General features: G+C 59.5%; 16 protein-coding genes and 2 pseudogenes. 12 read left to right on the top strand and 6 right to left on the bottom strand.

Annotation, left to right across the window (positions count from 1 at the left end; translation table 11 throughout):
• Positions 1-140 precede the first annotated feature (140 nt).
• Together NKJ73_RS27135 and NKJ73_RS27130 are read left to right on the top strand one after the other, a co-directional pair.
• A complete protein-coding gene (locus NKJ73_RS27135; RefSeq protein WP_352571708.1) occupies positions 141-869 on the top strand; it encodes a DUF4145 domain-containing protein in 729 nt (242 codons plus the stop codon).
• Between the two features lies 1 nt (position 870).
• The gene (locus tag NKJ73_RS27130) at positions 871-1641 is read left to right on the top strand and encodes a DUF3800 domain-containing protein (protein ID WP_352571707.1); all 771 of its coding nucleotides are present in this window, start codon (positions 871-873) and stop codon (positions 1639-1641) included.
• Positions 1642-2719: 1078 nt separating this feature from the next.
• Here the strand turns inward: NKJ73_RS27130 and NKJ73_RS27125 are convergent.
• The 5 genes from NKJ73_RS27125 to NKJ73_RS27105 all read right to left on the bottom strand — a co-directional run bounded on the left by NKJ73_RS27125 (position 2720) and on the right by NKJ73_RS27105 (position 7378).
• The gene (locus NKJ73_RS27125) at positions 2720-3064 is read right to left on the bottom strand and encodes a hypothetical protein (RefSeq protein ID WP_352571706.1); all 345 of its coding nucleotides are present in this window, start codon (positions 3062-3064) and stop codon (positions 2720-2722) included.
• The gene (locus NKJ73_RS27120) at positions 3064-4167 is read right to left on the bottom strand and encodes an IS5 family transposase (RefSeq protein ID WP_352571705.1); all 1104 of its coding nucleotides are present in this window, start codon (positions 4165-4167) and stop codon (positions 3064-3066) included. Before NKJ73_RS27120 ends, NKJ73_RS27125 begins: the two co-directional genes overlap by 1 nt.
• 132 nt (positions 4168-4299) lie before the next feature.
• The gene (locus NKJ73_RS27115) at positions 4300-5715 is read right to left on the bottom strand and encodes a mannose-1-phosphate guanylyltransferase/mannose-6-phosphate isomerase (protein WP_352571704.1); all 1416 of its coding nucleotides are present in this window, start codon (positions 5713-5715) and stop codon (positions 4300-4302) included.
• Positions 5716-5838: 123 nt separating this feature from the next.
• The gene (locus NKJ73_RS27110) at positions 5839-6843 is read right to left on the bottom strand and encodes a nodulation protein NodZ (RefSeq protein ID WP_502905404.1); all 1005 of its coding nucleotides are present in this window, start codon (positions 6841-6843) and stop codon (positions 5839-5841) included.
• A 379-nt stretch (positions 6844-7222) separates the two neighbouring features.
• Positions 7223-7378 carry a hypothetical protein gene (locus NKJ73_RS27105; RefSeq protein ID WP_352571702.1) on the bottom strand — a complete coding sequence of 52 codons (156 nt, stop codon included), beginning with the start codon at positions 7376-7378 and terminating at the stop codon, positions 7223-7225.
• 247 nt (positions 7379-7625) lie between these two features.
• Between NKJ73_RS27105 and NKJ73_RS27100 the strand changes: the two genes are divergently transcribed.
• The 3 genes and pseudogenes from NKJ73_RS27100 to gmd all read left to right on the top strand — a co-directional run bounded on the left by NKJ73_RS27100 (position 7626) and on the right by gmd (position 9988).
• On the top strand, positions 7626-8030 hold the full coding sequence (locus tag NKJ73_RS27100) for a hypothetical protein (protein ID WP_352571701.1): 405 nt from the start codon (positions 7626-7628) through the stop codon (positions 8028-8030).
• 429 nt (positions 8031-8459) lie between these two features.
• Positions 8460-8776, top strand: a pseudogene (locus NKJ73_RS27095) (nodulation factor ABC transporter ATP-binding protein NodI); the annotation flags it as partial.
• 141 nt (positions 8777-8917) lie between these two features.
• Entirely contained in the window at positions 8918-9988 is a 1071-nt protein-coding gene (gene gmd, locus NKJ73_RS27090; protein WP_352571700.1) for a GDP-mannose 4,6-dehydratase, read from the top strand.
• A 139-nt stretch (positions 9989-10127) separates the two neighbouring features.
• Here the strand turns inward: gmd and NKJ73_RS34335 are convergent.
• A pseudogene (locus NKJ73_RS34335) lies at positions 10128-10387 on the bottom strand (integrase core domain-containing protein); the annotation flags it as partial.
• Positions 10388-11306: 919 nt separating this feature from the next.
• On the opposite strand from NKJ73_RS34335, the gene NKJ73_RS27080 reads away from it, so the two are divergent.
• The 7 genes from NKJ73_RS27080 (at position 11307) to NKJ73_RS27050 (ending at position 20088) form a co-directional block, all read left to right on the top strand.
• Positions 11307-11576, top strand: coding sequence for a hypothetical protein (locus NKJ73_RS27080; RefSeq protein ID WP_352571699.1), 270 nt, complete (start codon positions 11307-11309; stop codon positions 11574-11576).
• A gap of 123 nt (positions 11577-11699) precedes the next feature.
• On the top strand, positions 11700-12398 hold the full coding sequence (locus tag NKJ73_RS27075) for a thermonuclease family protein (protein WP_352571698.1): 699 nt from the start codon (positions 11700-11702) through the stop codon (positions 12396-12398).
• Between the two features lie 631 nt (positions 12399-13029).
• The gene (locus NKJ73_RS27070; RefSeq protein WP_352571697.1) at positions 13030-14184 is read left to right on the top strand and encodes a phosphoribosyltransferase-like protein; all 1155 of its coding nucleotides are present in this window, start codon (positions 13030-13032) and stop codon (positions 14182-14184) included.
• A gap of 4 nt (positions 14185-14188) precedes the next feature.
• Positions 14189-16102: a hypothetical protein gene (locus NKJ73_RS27065; RefSeq protein ID WP_352571696.1), complete on the top strand. Its 1914-nt coding sequence runs from the start codon at positions 14189-14191 to the stop codon at positions 16100-16102.
• A 49-nt stretch (positions 16103-16151) separates the two neighbouring features.
• On the top strand, positions 16152-17192 hold the full coding sequence (locus NKJ73_RS27060) for a hypothetical protein (protein ID WP_352571695.1): 1041 nt from the start codon (positions 16152-16154) through the stop codon (positions 17190-17192).
• The gene (locus tag NKJ73_RS27055; RefSeq protein ID WP_352571694.1) at positions 17189-19129 is read left to right on the top strand and encodes a hypothetical protein; all 1941 of its coding nucleotides are present in this window, start codon (positions 17189-17191) and stop codon (positions 19127-19129) included. Before NKJ73_RS27060 ends, NKJ73_RS27055 begins: the two co-directional genes overlap by 4 nt.
• Positions 19126-20088 (top strand): PfkB family carbohydrate kinase, encoded by a 963-nt coding sequence (locus NKJ73_RS27050; RefSeq protein ID WP_352571693.1) that lies wholly within the window; start codon positions 19126-19128, stop codon positions 20086-20088. The genes NKJ73_RS27055 and NKJ73_RS27050 overlap by 4 nt, the downstream gene beginning before the upstream one ends.
• Positions 20089-20095 lie beyond the last annotated feature (7 nt).

Below are 20095 nucleotides of genomic sequence, written 5' to 3'. Positions count from 1 at the left end.
TGCGTGGGAGGCGAAGTGCGGGCAGTCACGCGGACATGTCTCTTCGAGCGAGAGGGCAGTTGTCACAGATCTGACGGTCGCTGTATGAATGCCGTCGGCTTTAGGAGGTTCGGGTGGCAGAAATAAGAAATCTTTGGCGCATGAGTTTTCTCGAAGACGAAATCCCTCCCTTTCACTGCCCAACGTGCGGTCGCGGCAATCTTAACATGATCGAAAACGGCTTGACCGCGATAAGACCGCTTTACGCTGCCCCGGAAGGTGGGGGTTACTCGCCCGACGAGGACTGGGGTCGGTTCACCCTTGTGCTGAAGTGCAGCGTGCGAACCTGCGGTGAAATCGTGTCGGCGGTTGGGACCTACCAGGCTGAGGAAGTTCACAAACCGAACGGTACTTTTGCAGAAAGGCGACTCCGGCCGACCTTCATGTATCCGGGTCCTTCCCTTTGCGAAATGCCCGACAATACCCCAGACGCGGTCAGAGAAGCGCTTCAGCAGAGTTTCAGCCTGTTCTGGGCCGACTTGGGGGCCACAGCCAACAAACTGCGTGTAGCGGCCGAGCGGGCGCTAAACGATCAAGGGGTCAAGCAGTACAACCGAACGGGCAAGCGGGTTCCTCTGACGTTCGCCAAACGTATCGAGCTATACTCGCAAACCAACGCCGGACACAAAGAGGTTCTGGATGCCCTGCGCTGGGTCGGGAACCATGGGAGTCATTCCGGAGAGGTTGCCAGGGATGACGTCCTGACTGCGTTTGAGCTGATGCAGTTAGCGCTGCAAGACCTCTACGGCAGTCACTACAAGAAAGACCTCGCAAGGCGAGGCCGGGACCTGGTTGCCAGACGGGGTAAGCCTAAGCGCATCAAGGCCTAGAATGTTGCTGCAAGGCTATTTTGACGACAGCGGAAGCCACGGCGGAGACGGGCTATACGTCCTGGGTGGCTTTCTCGCGCCCGATGTAAGCTGGGCGCGGTTCAGCGCTGAGTGGCAACAGGCGCTCGCGAAAGAGCCTGCCATCGACTACTTCAAGATGAGCGAGGCCATATCGCTGCGCGGGCAGTTCGCACGTTGGCCGGCTGCGCTGCGCGATCAGAAAGTTTTCGAGCTGGCGGAAGTTGCCGAAAAGCACGCGGTCGCGCGTATATCGGCGATGGTCTACAAGCAGGACTTCGACGCTCATATCAAATGCGCGTCGCCGTGGCGCGAACTCGATAGCCCCTACTTTCTGCTCTACAACCAGGTAGTCGTTCTAACGGTCAACTTCATCGGCGAATTGGGTAAGCACTCCCTCGATATCAGCGGAGCAACGGTCGAGTTCATTTTCGACGACCAAGGGTTGCTCGGAGAGGATGCGGTGAGTTGGTGGGAAGTGCTGAAACAGGCGCTCGCACCTGAGCAGGTGCAACTTCTCGTTCAGCAGCCTTCGTTCGGCTCGGACAAGCGCCAGCTTCCGCTTCAAGCGGCCGACCTACTAGCCTGGTCAGTTCGGCATGTCGCAGAAGGCGGGGAGGCGTCCGTGCTTACGGGCGCCGTGGTTCAAAGGCTCAAGCGTGTTCCGCCCTATGGCGGTTTCGTCAGCGCCGACCAGATGCGGGATTCTCTGCCGGAGCTGGCCGCGATTAGCGAGCCGTATTGGCCACGCTAGAAATGGCGGCGGTTAGCCATTGGACGCCGCTGCAGCTTTCTCTGCTTCTTTTGCGGCAGCGGCTCTGTCCGGAGCGGGGAAGATCGTCTGAATCTCGTTTGCCGGGTTCGCTCGCGGCCTTTCGCCATCGAGCCACTGATGCAGACCCTGACGAACCCGACTCCGAATTCGGAGGCTGAGACCATGAAGTCCTCCTTTTCTTCGTAGCCGAAGCGGCATCCGAAGCGCCAGCCGTAGTCCTTGATGTTACCTCGGCCACCGACCTCCTTATCGGGCCAGCAGACTGTCAGCTTACAGGAGTCAGAGAGCGACGAGCTAACGGCTGGAATTGAGGCGCAAAGCGGGCATCGGCGACACGCGGAACATAAGTCTGCTGCGGGTCATGAATACCGGTTCCGGCGAACGTCCGCTATCCGGGAGCAAAATCAGGCTGCGAATGTCTGCCTAGGGTCAGGAACGCTGGTTGCGGTGAACGTCGGCTATCGGGCAGCGAAATGGGCTGGTGAAGCGCGGCTTAGGGTCATGATTTCCGGTTCATCGCGCTGCAATGACCGATGAGTCACAGACGCTGCATTTCGCGCTAGACCGCAGCTGCGGTATTCTCGATCATATGCTCAGCCATCCTATTCGCGCGTCGTTGCCGCCGTTCGCCGTACCTATCGATCGGAGGCCTTCCAGCCTCGCGATAGCCGCTCTATGTGTGGCTGCACACAACCTGACGATGAACAGGAGCAAGATTAGACATAGAAGCCAGCACAAGATCGCCCTCCCCCTGTCCTTGCTCGTTGTCATGCGAAAATAATCAACTGAGTGCTGCGGGGATAGCGAGGCCGATTTGGCCCACTTCAGAGCGAAGTCGGCCATAAGCCATGACATTAAACATTTTGGTGGGCGCGGAAGGTGCTTGGAAAGTCAGAAATATCAAAGGCTTATTCGACAGTGGGACTGTGTTGCGTTACTATGCTGTCCCACCCTGATGCCGATTGCGGTCATTCGCCGCTGCCTTGGTCAATTCCCGATTCCACAAGCATCCGGTCCTGAGTGGGCAGACGGCCTTCCTAGCAGGCCGTTGAAGAAGTCAGGCTCTTTCGCAAACGAAGCCTGAATCGTCGGCGTTGTGGATGTAGAAGTGGCCGACGAGGCGGCCTGCAGTGCCAAAGACAACCCAGCCGCGGCCACAGGCTGGGTCGTTCTCATCATGTCCCTCCCACGAGAATTCCGCGCAGGCTGAGCCATCGCGGGTGCCATATCGGACATCGAGGAAGCCCTTGAGTGCGCCGAAGGCGATCTCGCCATCCGCCGAGCCTTTGAATGTCAGATGCGCTTCCTCGACGAGATCGAGGAAGTCGTTATCCCAAACATCCATCTCGACGATGCGCCAGCGGCCGGCAAAGGCCTTGGCGAAGCTGGGAACCTTGGCCATCAGCCGGTCTCCGCCATGAGCTTTGGCAGTCGCACCAGATTGTAGGCTGCGGCTGCGAAGGTGAAGGCCCATCCGACACGATCGCGGCCGCGGAACCTGGTCTTGTGCTGGCCGGCCACGACCTTGATCCAACCGAATGCCTCTTCGATGCGCTTCCTGATGCGCTGGCTGACGGCATAGCCGCCATGCCGCGTTGTGCGCCCGTCGATCGCGGAACTGCGGCCGCTCGTGTTCTGCGCTACATGCGGCGTCACCCTCATCGAGCGCAGCTCATTGACGAAGTCTTCCGCGTCGTAGGCCTTGTCGGCGCCGAGCGTGATCGCCTGTGGCCGCTCCGCTCGAGGTTCGATCATGTGCAGTGCGGCCACCCGCTCAGCATGTCCGTCGGCCAGTGTCAGGCAGGCGTCGACCAGCAGGCCGTGGCGGTTCTCCATCAAGCCATGTCCCATAAAGCACAGCTTGGCCTCCTTTCCTTTGCCCTTGCGATAGAGCCGGGCATCCGGATCGGTGGTTGAGGCATGTGTGTCGTTCGAGCGCCTGTGGCCATGGAAGTCCGCTTCCGCGTTTCGCCCGCCCCCTTCAGCCGGCGGCTCGCCATGACCACCGCTTGGGCCGTCCTTCGGTTTGACGCTCTTCATCGATGCCCACGCCTCGATCAGCGTCCCGTCGACCGAGAAGTGGTCCGTAGACAGAAGCTTCTTCACCTTGGGCTGCGCCAGCACTGCGCCTAAGAATTTCGCCGCGATATCACCTTCCAGCAACCGGTCGCGGTTCTTTGAGAACACCGAATGGTCCCAGGCCGCGTCATCGACGCCGATGCCGACGAACCAGCGGAACAGACGATCGTATTCCAGCCGTTCCATCAAAAGCCGCTCCGAGCGGATCGAGTAGAACGCCTGCAGCAGCATCGCTCGCAGCAGCTTTTCCGGCGGGATCGAAGGCCGCCCCATCGGCGAATACAGCGCCGCCAAATCCCGCTCTAACGCCGCCAGCGCCTCGTTCACAATCGCCCGAATGCGGCGCAACGGATGATCGCGCCGCACCCGAGCCTCGAGATCAACATAACTGAACAGTTCGCCAGACCGTTCGTCTCCGCCGCGCATGCCTCGTTCTCCGAATCTCTCCGGAGACACTGAATCACGCTCACAGCCTCGCTGCGAGCCACTTTTTCAACAGCCTGCTAGTGGTAATTAGCCAGCGACACGTTGACCTTTCTCGTTATGCGCGGGTGAAATCTACGTTCGACCATATACGTCGTCGAAGCGAACGATATCATCCTCGCCGAGATAATCGCCGCTCTGCACTTCAATGATCACCAGGTCAATTCTGCCTGGGTTCTCCAGCCGATGCTTATGGCCGCAGGGGATGTAGGCTGATTCGTCTGTCGCCAGGAACAACTCCTGCTCGCCATTGACGATTTTCGCGGAGCCGCTGACCACGACCCAGTGCTCCGAACGATGATAGTGCATCTGGAGGCTCAGCCGCCGACCGGGCTTCACCTCGATGCGTTTGATCTTGAAGCGCTCGCCTTCCTCAAGAACCGTGTAGGTACCCCACGGCCGGTGTACCGTGCTATGGACCAGGTGAGCTTCATGTCCTGAAGCCTTGAGGCCCTCGAACAGCTTCTTGACGTCCTGAACGCGGTCGCGGGATGCGACAAGCAACGCGTCCGGGGAATCGACGATCACCAGATCGCTGACGCCGACCGTGCCGATGACGCGCTTCTCGGAGCTCACATAGCTGCCGGTCGTGTCGATCATATGCACATCGCCGCGTATCCTGTTCCCGCTTTCGTCGGGGGCGATCAAATCGGCCATTGCGTTCCAGGATCCGATGTCGTTCCAATCCATGTCGCAGGCAACCACGGCAAGTTTGTTCGTCTTCTCCATGACAGCGTAGTCGAGCGAGATTCGCGGGGCGGAGCCGAAATGCTCAGGCGCGAGTTCGATTTTGGCAAAGCCTTCGCCTTGACTGAAGCGGCCGTTCTCGTAGCTGTCGGAGACGGCCTGGATCACCGCGGGGCAATGCGATGCCATCTCGTCGAGCATTGTTTGTGCGCTAAAGCAGAAAATGCCGGCGTTCCAGAAGAAGCGCTTGGACGCGATATAGGCTTTGGCTGTGTCCAGATCCGGTTTTTCAACGAAACGGACGACTTTCTCACCATCCGCTTCGATATAGCCGAATGCCGTGTCCGGTCTGGTTGGGGTGATGCCCAATGTGGCGATCCGCCCGAGCTTCGCATGTTCGATGGCCCGGCACATGACGTCTAAAAATGCAGGCAGGTTGCCAACCATGTGATCGGCTGGGAAGACGCATAGAATCGCGTCAGGGCCTTGCGTTGCCTTGGCATGGATGGCGGCTGCCGCAACGGCTGCGGCCGTATCCCGGCCTTCAGGCTCCAGCAGAAAGGTGCGTGGCAGGACCACGGACTCTAGTTCGTCGAAGTCGTCCTTGGTAAGGAAGAGGTGTTCCCCAGATGTCACGGCGACGAGTTCCACTACGCCCTTTATCGAACCGGCGCGCAACACAGTGTGCTGCATCAGTGAATGCTCGTCTGCCACTTTGAGGAAAGGTTTAGGGTGCGATTGCCTTGAGGCGGGCCATAGCCGCGATCCGGCTCCGCCGCTGATGATGACGGGAACCACTTTCATAGAACAACCTCGATTTCGTCTCTGGACGTCATTTCCCGCGCCCTTAGGCCCGCCTCTCGTGAATTGCGGTCGATGTCTCTATGCCTGTTCGTTGCATCTGCCGAATTGCCCAGGTAGCGGGTCCTAATCAAGATGAGAGATTCTTTGGCTGCCTTCTATCAAAATCAAACGACTTGGGTCCTTCAGATCGAACTCAATTACCCGCGGTACGAAAAGGCGTGCATATCGTGTAAAGGCGCTCGTCGGAGGAAACCGAATTACGGTATCGCAGCGCCCGAGAAGATACATCTCAACGAGGGCGGAAATTCCGCCGTCAATCCCGAGTGCTGCGGTGTGCAAGGGGCCATCTTGATCGGATCGGAAACGCTTGGGGACGGTGAGAAGATCGGGAAACCTGGCCGACAGGTGATCCAGGATTTGCGCGCTGTCCGTGCACAAGAACAGCCGCACAGGCTTGGGGTGCGGTAACGCTTTAGCCTTATCAACCGCAGTGCACACTTGTCGAACGGCGAACTCCGGATCGGCCCAGTAGGGCGCATGGTCCATGATGTCTTCACCGTTACCATGTCGAACATGAACCCCGATGATGCTGTGCCCCTCAAAACATTCTTGGTAAATGGCATCTATGCGTGTTTGAATTTCAGACCGAGGCTTGACACTCTGGAAGACCTGCCGCTCGGCATCCTCATCGCAGCGCCACATCAAACAAGCGTCACACACTACTGTGTTCGCTTCGACATCGTGTTCGGCCTGAAAGAGCTCGCCCAACTCGTCGCGCTCTTGGAAAATCTGCTCATCTGGGCGGTAAAGGCAGTCGATCGCTGGCCTATTCCACCACTCCGGGAAGAATGGACCCGGGAAGGAAAAGTCGTTGATCCGGTCGTCGCAAATAGCCGGTACGCCAGCGATGTCATTGATCGGTTGGAAGAACACCGGAAAGGCATTTGTGAAGGGTTGGTCGAGATAGCAGGACCCGCGCCAGTCGACGGCTAGCGTTCGTCCCGACCGCTGAGCGTAGCGCCAAGCGGCCGCCAGCGACCACAGACAATCACCGAACCCCGTACGCCTCTGAGAGACGACGAACCGGCGCTTTACCAATCCACTGACCTGCATTTTCGGAAATCTCATTTCAGAGACGAGGTTGCATCTGGCTTGGGATCTCTTAATCGATACTAGTCGACCGTTACGCCGGGCGATTTGGTAGAGGCTGCGCGTGGGGCAGAAGAGCTCCCTCAGCACTGCCTATCCTTATCTCTGTGACGCTCGCAAATCTTGACGCCGGGTACACTCGCTTCCGGTTTAAATTCAGCGTTCTCTAATGCGCCCGGCGACATGTGTAAAATTGATTGCGTGAATGTGGCCCATCCATGTGATTGATACTAAGGCGTTCCTTGACCATGAGCCTCTGCTGACGTGGGGCTGGGCTTTGCTAAGCGAAACAGCCGGTCGAGGCAGTCCACAAAGTCCCTTTTTCAAGTCCAATTCTTAACTGCCTCAACGTAACATGTCATTTGCGGGCGTTTCCTGAAGGACGGATGTGCAGGACCCGCCAGCCGTCGAATGTCAGGCGCAGGCCATCCACGTCATTTATGGCCATCATGGCGTCCGGTCCCATCGAAAGATGCGACACGGCGCCCTCTGGCGCTTTCAAGTGCGCCAACATGGCGCAACTCCTGCCGGATAGCTTTCGAGCCGGCTGGACTGAGCGACTGGCACGCGATGCTGTGCGACGATGGCCGAGAGAGGAATTTTGGCGTCTGCAGCCATGTGGAGGATCGTTCCGACGGTTCTGCGGGTTCTCGGTGTCAGAGCCGACACCTGTGCGAACCCGCTCTCGTCCGTTTTCGACAGGCCCTTGAGGTTCATGACCCTGTTGTTCGCCGAGATCACCCGCCAGTTCAGCGATCCAGGTGAAGATCGGCACGCCTGTCGATGCGGCGATCATCGCCTCGGCCAGCGAAGATGATGAAGAGGGCCATTGGGTCAAGTACAAGCGCCGACCAGCGTTTCATTGCTTCAAAGCCCATTTCGGTGTCTACGCCGATACGGCCCTTGTCGAGGAGATCGCGGTCACGGCGCCCACACCCAGGACGGCAACGCCGTTCCTGATGCTCTGCCCGACAATTCCGGCGAAGTGTTTGCCGACAGCACCTACCGAGGCAATCATCTCGGCGACGCGGTGCGCGCCAAGGGTGGAAGGCCACGCATCGTCGCAACCGCTATGTGGGAGCGCGACGAGGCCGAAAGCTCGACGCCTGGAATCAACCGATCCACAGAATTTGTACTCGGATCGAGAAGATCTTCGGCACCTGTAGCCGGATGCGATGGCGAGGGCTGGCAAAGGCGGCCGTTCAAATTCGACGCACTGCGATCGCCTACAGTATGAAACACAGTTTGATGGTCGCCTCGTCCCGCCCATCGTTGAAGCCCAGCCACCGTTTTTTCGGGCTAGCGCGCCCGAAATTCCTTGGAGTAATGCCCTACCCGGCTTTTCGCCGCCGTCTCAGATGTGCGGTTCGCCCAAAGCCCCCGACTGCCACGAACTTTGTCTTCACGCGGAGCGAAACCTCGCGCCCACGACTTTGTGCCGCCGATGTGCCGCGCCGCCCCTGTCAAACAATCCATTTTATGGATGCACCTCATCCAAACAATCGATTTCACTGATCAAAACAATTTCCATTAGAAGACGCTGAAGCAGGCAAAGATTACTTGTCAGCGCAAAAGAGGGATGGTGGTTCTAGTGTGGCTTGGACCCACATGCTCGCCATTTTATCTGGGAACGGCTACGTGCCCTGCTGGCGCAGGGCAATACGATTCTACTGGCCACCAACTTCGTGGAAGAAGCGGAGCGGCTATGCAACCGACTGTGCGTGCTTGAGAACGGATGTAGAACCCCAGAAGGGCGTCCTAACTCGCTGATTGATGAGCAAATCGGGTGCGACGTGATTGAAATCTATGTCGCTCACCCCGTGAGCTGAGTTCGGCACTCAGGCCGCATGTGCGACTTAGGCAGGTTAGCGGCGAGACTCTGTTTTGCTATGCCTCCAAGCAGGAGCAGGTGTGCTCGCTGGCTGACACTGTCAATGACGAGCTCCGCGCCGCATCTGTCGAAATCCTACCATAGGGTATGAGGCGGGCCGCAGTTTGCTGGCGGTGTGGCGAGCCAGATTCGAAACTTCAACTACCATAGAGCAGGAAGAAAATGAGCGAGAACAGGAAAGTTGCTCTGGTTACGGGCATAACGGGACAGGATGGTGCCTATCTCACGCGTCTTCTGCTGGAAAAAGGCTACATCGTTCATGGGATTAAGCGACGTTCCTCTTCCTTCAACACGGGTCGCATCGAAGACATCTACCAAGACCCGCACGATCCCGATCCGCGCCTAATTTTGCATTACGGTGACCTCACTGATGCGACTAATCTCATCCGAGTAGTTCAGGAATCCCAGCCAGACGAGATTTACAACTTGGCCGCTCAGAGCCATGTCCAGGTGTCGTTCGAAACGCCGGAATACACAGCAAACGCCGACGGTATCGGAACATTGCGACTTCTTGAGGCGATCCGCCTCCTCGGTCTGAAGGACAAGACCCGCTTCTATCAGGCCTCGACTTCAGAGCTCTACGGCCTCGTGCAATCCGTACCGCAGAACGAAACAACGCCCTTTTATCCGCGCAGCCCTTACGCCGCCGCCAAGCTCTACGCCTACTGGATCGTGGTCAACTATCGCGAGGCCTATGGTATCCATGCTTCCAACGGCATTCTCTTCAATCATGAAAGCCCACTGCGCGGCGAAACTTTTGTGACGCGCAAGATCACCCGCGCCGCCGCTGCTATCTACCTCGGCAAGCAGGACAAGCTTTATCTCGGCAATCTCGATGCTCAACGCGATTGGGGCCATGCGCGTGAGTACGTGCGTGGTATGTGGATGATGATGCAGCAGGATCAACCGGATGATTACGTGCTGGCGACGGGCAAGACGACCCCTGTTCGCCAATTCGTCGAATGGGTTTTCGAAGATGTCGGCGTCGAGCTCGAATGGCGTGGTGAGGGAGTCGACGAAAAGGGCTATGATGTCGAGACCGGCAGATGCCTAGTCCAGGTAGACCCACGCTACTTTCGCCCCACGGAAGTCGATCTTCTCCTGGGCGACGCCACCAAGGCGAAGGAGAAGCTCGGCTGGGTGCATGAAACATCCGTGCGCGAGCTTGCCGCGGAAATGGTGCGGGAAGACCTCAAGGTCATGCAGACATCAGTAATAATGAAGGAAGCATAATGTACGATCTGAAGGGAAAAGCCGTGTGTGGGTCGCGGGCCACAAGCATGGTGGGCAGCGCTGTTGTACGCCGCCTCGCGTCTGAAGACTGCAAAGTTATGGCCGCCCCGACGTTTCCCCCAAATTTTATTTCAGTCGTGAGTTCGTTTCCGGGGGTGGATTTGCCCTGATGGGCGGTGGACGCGACGGGTGCTGGCGCGGAGCGTTTCACGTTGCGCAGCGCGAGCGACCGTCGCGGGTTGAAGGTCGATGCAAATTCGTTGGCCATCCGATGTGCGAGTGCGGACGCGCGCCGTTGTAATCGGCGCGCCATACATTGAGCCTCGCGCGGGCCTGGGCCAGGGACGTGAACCGCGTCTCGTTGAGGAGTTCATCGCGAAGGGGGCCGTTGAAGCTCTCGCGTTAGGGTCCTAGCCAACCTCTGACTGTAACTCGCGGAAGCGATTTACGGCAAGGGCACACACCAGCTCGTCCACGGCGTTCGTACTGAAGTTTGGAAAGTTATAATACGGGTACACACCTCCATGGCGGAACATATCTCCAATATCTCACGATTACCAGATAGCTATCTGCCTTCACCTACCTCGGCCTAGTGCAGAATCTTGGCCGAATGAACTCGGCACTCTTGCTGCACACCAATGGTCCGTCCCGCGCGAAGTGCCATCTTACCGCCGCAGCTTACCTTCAAATCCGGCACTGGCGAGGATCTAGAACCAAGCCGGCGGCGCCGGGGATCAAATAAAAAGCCGCCGACCGAAGCCAGCGGGCTTGATTGGGATGGCCCGCGCGGACGGTCAAGGCTGCGCCGGCCGACCATGGCGGAGGGACCACCTTGGTCAACGGCACGGCCCGATGACGGCGTGCCGATGTACCACAACATGCGGCGAGATAGAGCCTTCCGGCGTCGCGGAAAAAAAGCCCGCCGGTTTTGAGCCAGCGGGCAAGTTCTGGAGTGGCTGAGATCAACCCAGCATCAGTCAACGACCGGCGGAAGGGTTGGTTGCAGTGGATACCAGCTAGCCGCAGCATGCTGTGAATCGTAGCAATGTGAAAAACAAAACTCTGGACTTCTAGGTCGGACTCGCCCCAATATTTGTTTGGGGGAGTTCACATGAAAATTGGAGCACTCGTCGCAAGTGCAGCCCTGTGCGTCAGCGGCTGCTCTACGAGCACTGTCGTGTCGGACAGCGGTCTCACGGCAATGAATACCGTTGCGCTATGTCACGTTCTCGCCAGCAGCACGGACGAACAGTATCGTAGTCGGGTAGCGGCCCTTCTAGTGCGCAGGGGCGCAACAGCAGAGAAGTGCACCAGGCTTGTGCAAACCGACAATGCTGTCGCGACAGGCATAGCGATCGCGGCTGTCGGCGGCGCAGCTGTGGGTGTCGCTGCCAACAACGGCTATGGAGGCGGAACATATTACCGGCCGCCACCACAAACCTATGGCGTCGCGTGGGACCAATTCTATGGCCAGAACTACAGCGTTATCTGGCGCTGCCGCGACCGGTCCACCGGGCGGTTCGTTGACGACTACTATTGCGCCGGCCTGCCCATGGTCGACAGCGCATGGCCGGGCTGGTCGGCGTAGCGGGTGAGCAGGCCATACCGCAAATATCGATTCAATCCGTGGCAGAGACCCACCGGTGCCAAGCTGTGGCGGCGCCAACTTGCGAGCGTGCCGGCAATGCTCGGTCTTACGGCAGCGGCGGCAGTGGCCGCCTGCCTGGCGCCGTCGGGCGCGCAACGTAGCGACGATGCATCAAAGGCCAGCCCACGAAGGGCGGCGCCCGCCTCGCTTACCGGTGTCGCTTCCGTCATTGACGGCGATACGATCGAAATCCACGGCCAGCGCGTCCGCTTCAACGGCATCGACGCGCCAGAGAGCCGGCAGCTGTGCCGCGATGCGAATGGCGCCGAGTATCCTTGCGGCCGGCGATCGGCCGAAGCGCTGGACACTTTCCTGGCCGCGTCGAGGCCGCTCGAATGCACATTCGTGACGTGGGATCGCTACCACCGCTTTATCGGCGATTGTCGGCGCGCCGACGGCGCGGGCGTGGCCGCCTGGATGGTCAAGCACGGCCAGGCGCTGGATTGGCCTCACTACAGCCAGGGCGCCTATGCGTGGCAGCAGGCGCAAGCCCAAGCCTCAAAGATCGGCCTGTGGGCCGGGACGTTTCAGGCACCCTGGGAATGGCGCGCTGCGCACGCCGACGGCGCGGCGCCGTCGAGTCGCCCGCTGGGCATCATCAGCCGTAAGCTGGTCGCGCAGAGCGGCTATTCTTGCGAGCCGCGGAGAACGTGCAAGCAGATCGGTTCCTGCGACGAAGCCAACTGGTACCTGCAAAACTGCTCATGGGGCGGAAAACTCGATCGCGACAAGGATGGGATCCCATGCGAAACACTCTGCTAGCTGAAATGTAACGGACTAAGCGCGCTACGGCCTGTTCGGGTATTCTATCATCTGAAGGGCAGAAAAAGCTATTGCGACAATAGAGAGAAGACGCCTTAACCAAGACTTTCAAAATCGTTAACATAATTATCTTTCAGTGTATGCTGACAGGCGATCAAGGCGTGATGTTGCCCTGTCGGGGGCGAGTAAAATGCAGACTGTGATGAGTCAAAAGCTGGCAAGCTATGGCCAGTGGACCTACCGTGGTGCCTGGGCCCTAGAGATTTCGGCCGCAGCGCGCATTGCGGGACCGTCTGACTGAATGCCAAAAAGGGGGCCGTTTCCCGACCGACAGCTTTGATGCCGGCATCCCCATAAGCGGACATTCATCACCCGCACGGTCTCGTCCGGTCCGGGTATCGCGGACGGAACATTTCTACTGGGCAGAAAACGGCAGTATCTGGAAGGACGCGGGCCTGCTCGGCACGCCAGTCGCACCCATTGATTAGCCCAATGCCTTCCGAAATGCCTGGACAGAATTGTCGAACGGCAGTTCCCGGCCCTATAAGTGACGTATGAGCGCAAGAATCCCGACTGATTCTCGAAAGATCCAAGAAAAACAAATATTTTGCCTCGAAAGATTATCATTTCGATGATCAACACGCTTGCCTTGAATCTCGTAGCCGATGTGATGAAATGGGACAACGAGGTCGCCACCGAAGAGTACGCATGGCTGCGCCTCATCTCGACGATGAAATACGACGGCTATTCGGACTTTCGCGCGGGAATCCGCTTCCTCGAAAGCCTCGTGTCATGGCTGCGCCATTTCGCTGAGGCCGATCGTCCCATTGCCTACCGGTTTATTAAGACCCGCCTTGTCTACATCTCGACGCTCGAGATGCAGCGCGTGATCGAAACGTTCATCCCCGAGACGGTAACCCCTTACCTACGCGGCTCCGTCGGCGACGAGCTTGGCATCAAGCCCTACGAGGTGTGGAAGACAGCGGAAGCTGCGGCGGCCTTCAGGAGGCGTCTGCGCGGCTGCCTCTTCGTCGGACTCAGCGACGGCAGCCGGATCGACGTGCTCCGGCGAGCCAACGCCGGGCGCCTCTCGCAAGAACAGGTCGTCCCGATGATGAACGTCGACCACGACAAGTGGAAGAGCCTAGCCGACGACCTGAAGGAAGCGCTCGGGGGCAACGCGCGCTTTAGCGACGTCTACCTCATCGACGACTTCACCGCCTCGGGCACGACCTTCATCCGCTTCCCAGAGGGCAAGCCCAAGGGTAAGCTCCACAAATTCGAGAAAATTGTCCAGGACGCCAAGAAACGCCTCAAAGACGACTTCCCTTTGGCGGAGGGCTACACGATCCATATCCACCATTACGTATCGACCAACCAAGCGCATGACGCCCTCGTCGAGCGGGTTACCGAGGCGAGCGAGAAGCTCGATAATAAGAGCTTTGGGCGCGCCCTTATCACCGAGGGCATGCTGCTGCCGAGCGACCTAAAGATTGCCACGATCGACAAAGCGACTAGGGTCGCGACGCCGACCTACGAAGCCGATGAGCCCATCGTAGATCTATGCGGGCGCTACTACGATCACGACCTCTACATGCGTCTCGAAAAGCACTGCACGGAGGCAGGACAAACCGACATGAAATACGGCTATGCCGACTGCGCGCTGCCGCTAATCCTTGAGCACAATACACCGAACAATGCCATCCCGATCCTTTGGGCGGAGACCGACGGCAAGCTCGGGCACCGGATGCATCCGCTCTATTTCCGCCGCGACAGACACGGTTGACGCGATGGCCAATCCCTTCCTTCGCCGCGCGACCGAATATGTCCGGGAAGACGAGTCCTTCCTTTCGATCGTTAGTCCCGCCCCGCTTACGACCTTTCTAGCTATCAGCCGGAATAAGGACGACATGTTCGAGGTGCCAGTCCGCATCATCGGCGCCCCGGGCAGCGGCAAGACAATGCTCGCTACGCTGGCCGAGTTCCGGATGGTTGAGACAATTCTCAAGGACGAGACCAACGCCACCAACCGCACACTGGCGGATGCCCTTGCACAGGCAGGCTTTCTAAAGAATGGAAAGCCTCATGTCGCCGCCGTACGGGTCCCCATGGAATCCGAATACAGAGAGTTCTGGGAACTCCCCTACGATGCCATCGTCAAAACCAAGCTCGCCTTCTGGCTCGTACAGGCGCGAGCCATGCTCGGCCTCATCCGCAATCTTACTGCGAACAGGACGCGGAATATTGACGCCATCGAGTTCATCCCGCGGGCCAACTACGAAGCCCACCTAGAACAGATTGGCGGCCTGTCCGCCCTAGGCATCCGCGACCGGGCGCTCGCTGTCCAGCGTGCCATCTACGCCGTCGGCGCGGGCCTGCGGGCGCCAAAGCTCGAGGATCTTCCGGTCGACGCCACCGCTCCCTACGCGCCGTTTGACGCTATCAGCCGAATTCGCATTGAGTGGAATGGCGAGACCATCGAGATGAGCCCGCTCGTCATGCTCGACGACGTCCACGCGCTGCACCATCATCAGCTTGAGGCCATGTTCGGCATGCTCTCGCACCGGGAGATGAAGTTCGGCCGTTGGATGATGATGCGGCTCGACGCGTTCAGTCCCGGCGCAGTCATGCGCTCGCCGGCCATCCAGCCGACGCACAACCGCGCAACCGGGCGCGACTTCGTCGACATCCTCATGCAGGGCGACGAGAAGAAGGACGCCTCGCGTCGCCAGTTTCGGACCATGGCGCGCGACATGGCCAAGCGATACCTGCCGATGGTCGAGGGTCTTCGCAATCGCAACGCCACTGACATCGACCGTCTCGTCCCCAGCGAACCGCCGAAGCTGAGTTCCGGCCAGATCAAGGAACTCGAGGGCCGCGTCGCCAGAGACCAGAACAAGCTAAAGATCGGACCAACGCGGCGCAACGAAATCAACGAAATCGTCGATGACTTCATCAGACGCACGAAATCCTACGACGACGGTCCTGAGGTCGCGCTTGCGATGAAGCGCATACTACTGCACCGCTACTCGGTTCGCGTCGCACGCTCGACACCCTCGTTGTTCGAAGAGATCGACCCGGATCCTAAGACGCCTCTCAAAGCCGATGCCGACGTCGCACACGGCGCTCGATTGCATCTTCATCACGAATACGGTCGACCACTCCACTATGGCGTCGATGATGTCTGCGACGCTAGCAACGAAAATGCCGAGGTCTTCCTGCAGTTCGCCGGCGCCCTCGTTGCCAACGTCGAGACCCGGGCGATCCGCAACAATCCCCTGGCCCTGTCAGCACGCGACCAGCAATCGATCCTGATCGATAAGGCGAAGTCTATTATGGACGCGTGGGCGTTTCCTCACGCTCAGCGTGTGCGCGCCATGGTGGATGCCATCGGCCATGACTGCCGAGAGGAGTCGCTTCTTCCCAATGCCCCACTCGGGGCGGGGGCCAACGCCATCGCCATCCTTGAGGAGGAAATGGCGGCGCTATCCTTCGACGACGAGCTTGGCTCGGTACTGAAATACGCGATCGCCAACGGCGCGATTACTATCGAGCGCAACTACGGGCAGGGCAACAAACTCTGGGCGCTGATCGAAATCAGCGGCACTGTCGGACTGGTATACGGCCTGACCTTCAATCGTGGTGGCTTCCTGCCGCAGAAGATTGACTATCTACGAAGGGTTACGGGGCTTGTGAATGCGTAGGCACTGGCACAACTGCATCGCCAATTTTGACGAGGCGGTAGATGCCTTCGTGGCCGACTACTTTGCCGACGCATCACGCCGCGTCCTGCTCGTGGCGGCGGCGGGTTTCGACCCTCGGTCGCGCCGCGTCTCCCAGATGCTAGCCGACACTCTCGGCGACCGCTTGTCGGCGGTGTTCATCCGAGAGGAGCGACCCGGAGCTTCCGACGCGTTGATTCAGGAGGCCGATACAAACGAGAGCGCCCTCAGGATTATTGTCCAGAAGTGCGCGGTCTTAAAGGTCGATGTCTTCGCCGACGACGGAGCGCCGGTCGGCGGTTCGCGTATCGTATCGCTGCTCGGACAACAGCCAGTCGCCAGCGATGTGACGGACGTGATCCTCGACCTCAGCGCCCTTTCCATCGGGATCGGCTTTCCGGTCGCCAGGATGCTTCTTGAGGATTGCGAAGCGGCCAGCAATCGCGCCTTCCACCTCATGATCGTCTCGAACCCAGAAATGGACGACAAGATCTCGAGCGTGCCGTCGAGCCGAGCCGGGGCGGTCAAGGGCTTCTCGCTTCCGGTTGAGGCCGACGACCAAGGACTGGCGCAAGTCTGGATCCCGCAGCTCACGCGCGGATGCACCTCGGCGCTCACCCAGATCGGCGCGGCAATCGGGCGCTGTTATAAGATCTGCCCACTCCTGCCCTTCCCGGCACGTAATCCGCGCCGCGCCGACGACCTGCTCTCCGAATACCGGACCGCGCTAGTCGACGAGTGGGAGGTGGATCCGAGGGATGTCGTTTACGCCTCCGAGCGCAACCCGCTTGACTGCTTCCGCACGCTGTCGACCTTGAAGACTCGTTTTGACCTTACTATGAAAGGGACCTATGAACCCCGTATGGTTCTCTCGCCCGTCGGCAGCAAGGTGCTCGCTGCCGGTGCCCTGATGGCCGCCATAGAACACGAGATGGCCGTGCAATATCTCGAGACTGAGAGCTACGTCTTCCGTCCCGAGCCGACGCCGACCGACCTACCGGACATGACAGTCCACCTAATCCTTTCCGGACCGCTCTACGCTGGCTACGATCGAGCGGCAGGACCGTCATGACGACTCCGATCTTTAGCGCAAAGCTGGACGCGCTGCCTGCTACACTCGAACTCTTTCGTGAATATGACGCCGGTGGTCTGGCCACGGCCTTGGCAGCTGGGTCCCGGTGCCACGCGCTCTCGATCGGGTCAGGCGGATCCGCGATTGCGGCGGAGTACCTCGTTCGATGCCGGGATACGCTTGGTCTGGGCCCCACGACCGTGCAGACCCCGATGCAGGTGGTACTGGATCAGCATGACCTGACCGAGAGCGACGTCTGGCTGTTCAGCGCTGGTGGCGAAAATCCCGACGCTGCAGCCGCCTCGCGAGCAGCGCTTGATCGCAAAGCCCGGAGCATACATCTCGTCACACGCAATCCCGACGGGGCCGCCGCCGACATCGTCGAAAAAGGCGGCGGCTACCTGCATGTCGTGCCTGTCGCCGAGCCTAAGGACGGATACCTCGCCACCCATTCCCTTCTGTCTTCCGTCGTCGGCCTACTCCTCGCCTGCGACCAAGTTTCGCGGGATCCTCGTGGAACATTACACCTCCTAGATGCGCTCTCCTCGTGCCTCACGGACATGCGCGATCCAGCCACGAGGACGTCACGCACCGTCGCAATGTCACACCTGCGACGCACGGACACCGTCGTTGTCACTGCTGATCCCCTCCTCAGGCCGACTGCGGTATTATTCGACACCTCGATCTGGGAGGCCGCGCTATGCCACGTGCAGACGGCCGACTTCCGGAACTTGGCCCACGGCCGGCATGCCTGGCTTCACCATCGTCTAGACGAGACTCTCATCCTCGCCTTCACCGGCACCGACTCCCGCGCGACGTGGGCGGCGATGGAAACTTTACTCCCGACCTCGCTTCACCGTCTCACGCTTGATTTCGGATCAGGCGGCCGTCTCGATAACGTCTTGTCGCTGGTTGACGGGCTGGGCATGATCGAGGCTATGGGAGTGGTCCTCGGGATCGATCCCGGCAAGCCAGGCATCGGCGATTTCGGGCGATCGATATATGAAGACCGATCCCTTGCCGACCTCGCCAAAGCGATGCCTGCGCACGTTCGCCATAAGCGCGCAGCGATCGCAAAGTCGGACGTCCACAACCCTGCGGATGATTCCCTGGACACGATCGGACGCAACCGCTTGCAGTTCCTGTCGCAGGCCGATATCGGCGGCGCCGTCTTTGATTACGATGGCACCATCGTCACCACCGCCGGTCGCTGGTCGGTTCCCGATCAGGTTATCGTCGACGAACTGGTGCGCCTCCACCGCGCAGGTCTCGCGATCGGGTTCGCGACTGGCCGCGGCGGCTCGGCTGGCGAAGATCTTCGGAAGGTCCTTCCGGCCGAAATCCTGCCTTCGATCCCGATCGGCTACTACAATGGAGGCTATCTCCGGACAGCGGACGTCGACATCGGCCAGGATCATCCGCTGGCCGATCCGGCGATTGTAGAGACCGCAGAGTGGCTGCGCCAGCGTGGTGAACTCTTTCTCCGGCATGAGTTCAAGCACCGCGAGGTCCAGATCACTGTCGACATGGACCGTCTCTGCCACCCTTACCGGTTTCCCATCGACATGGAGGCCTGCCCACCCTTCGCCGCTGATCGGATCCGCGTTACTGGGTCGGGCCACAGCTACGATATCATTCCGTCGACCTCGAGCAAGCTCGTCGTCGTCGATGCCCTACGGGCCCAACTGCCGGCTTGGGCGGAAGTGCTCTGTTTCGGGGATAGCGGATCACACCCTGGCAATGATTACGCACTTCTCTCCCATCGGTTCGGGATCAGCGTCGGTGAAGTCTGCGGAGCGGCGAACGGGTGCTGGTCTCTGTTCGGTGCAGGCCCGATCGGTCCTGATGCCCTTCTCAAGATCCTTCGCGCCCTGGTACCATCCGAGAATGGCAGGATTCGCTTCGACGTTGCATCACTTGGGCTCGACAGGCGATGAAAAGCGGATACACAAGGTACATGCCAGACTCAACCTGCCATCACGAACATCGTGTCGACGTTGTCGGGACCGGCTTCACGGTCCTCGACCGCGTCTATGCCAATGGCGACCTCACGGAAGAAGCACTAGGTGGATCTTGCGGCAACGTTCTAGTCTCGCTGGCCATGCTGCATCGTCATGTTGCACCGGTCTTGGCGCTCGGTGACGATGACACGGGTAAGCGTCTGATCGACGAATTCATGCAGGCAGGAGCGACTATCCGCTACATCACACGGCGCGCCGACTTACGGTCTCCCGTCCTGGCACAAGAGCTGGATACCGAGTCGGGTCGCCACGACTTCAGCTTCGTCTGCCCGGAGACCTGTGAGGACCTGCCACGCTATCAGCCGATCAGCGAGACAGAGCTCGCGTTCGCGCTACCGATGCTGGTTCATTGCAGCGTCTTCTATTCCGACCGTCTATCGGACAACATCCTCGAAGCGATGAGGGCAGCGGGTGAAGCGGGCGCCATCATATTCTTCGAGCCATCGGATTTCGAGGAGAGTGAGCTTTTCGATGAGGCGCTCCGGCTGGCCACCATACTTAAATATTCTGAGGACCGCCTGGGAGAGCGGCTCGCAGGCCGCCTGACCGATTGCGTCCGCATAGTCACCTACGGCGCCGCCGGCCTTGAAGTCCGCGACCGTGGCGAGTCGATCTGGTGCGAGGCGATTGACGCGCCAGCGGTCCTAGACACCTGCGGATCAGGCGACATGGTTAGCGTGGGCGTGATCGATTGGCTGCTGACCAAGCAGTTCGAGACCGCTTACCTGAAGGCGAAGGATCTGATGGAAGGCATCGTCGCCGGTCAGCGTCTCGCCGCAGAAAACTGCGCCTTTGCAGGCGCTCGCGGGCTCTTCAAGAAGCGTGGCGCGAACTACGTCCGCGAGATCCTGAGCACGCGCTCCGCGAGGTTTTAAGCGCCAA

Source organism: Mesorhizobium sp. M0074 (genome assembly GCF_040322975.1).
Lineage (GTDB): Bacteria > Pseudomonadota > Alphaproteobacteria > Rhizobiales > Rhizobiaceae > Mesorhizobium.
This window is presented reverse-complemented; position numbering and strand designations above follow the sequence as displayed.

Bases quoted from the DNA above. Each gene is read 5' to 3' on its own strand.
- NKJ73_RS27135 (WP_352571708.1), top strand. From the start codon at position 141: ATGAGTTTTCTCGAAGACGAAATCCCTCCCTTTCACTGCCCAACGTGC.
- NKJ73_RS27130 (WP_352571707.1), top strand. From the start codon at position 871: ATGTTGCTGCAAGGCTATTTTGACGACAGCGGAAGCCACGGCGGAGAC.
- NKJ73_RS27125 (WP_352571706.1), bottom strand. From the start codon at position 3,064: ATGGCCAAGGTTCCCAGCTTCGCCAAGGCCTTTGCCGGCCGCTGGCGC.
- NKJ73_RS27120 (WP_352571705.1), bottom strand. From the start codon at position 4,167: ATGCGCGGCGGAGACGAACGGTCTGGCGAACTGTTCAGTTATGTTGAT.
- NKJ73_RS27115 (WP_352571704.1), bottom strand. From the start codon at position 5,715: ATGAAAGTGGTTCCCGTCATCATCAGCGGCGGAGCCGGATCGCGGCTA.
- NKJ73_RS27110 (WP_502905404.1), bottom strand. From the start codon at position 6,843: ATGAGATTTCCGAAAATGCAGGTCAGTGGATTGGTAAAGCGCCGGTTC.
- NKJ73_RS27105 (WP_352571702.1), bottom strand. From the start codon at position 7,378: ATGTTGGCGCACTTGAAAGCGCCAGAGGGCGCCGTGTCGCATCTTTCG.
- gmd (WP_352571700.1), top strand. From the start codon at position 8,918: ATGAGCGAGAACAGGAAAGTTGCTCTGGTTACGGGCATAACGGGACAG.
- NKJ73_RS27070 (WP_352571697.1), top strand. From the start codon at position 13,030: ATGATCAACACGCTTGCCTTGAATCTCGTAGCCGATGTGATGAAATGG.
- NKJ73_RS27065 (WP_352571696.1), top strand. From the start codon at position 14,189: ATGGCCAATCCCTTCCTTCGCCGCGCGACCGAATATGTCCGGGAAGAC.
- NKJ73_RS27055 (WP_352571694.1), top strand. From the start codon at position 17,189: ATGACGACTCCGATCTTTAGCGCAAAGCTGGACGCGCTGCCTGCTACA.
- NKJ73_RS27050 (WP_352571693.1), top strand. From the start codon at position 19,126: ATGAAAAGCGGATACACAAGGTACATGCCAGACTCAACCTGCCATCAC.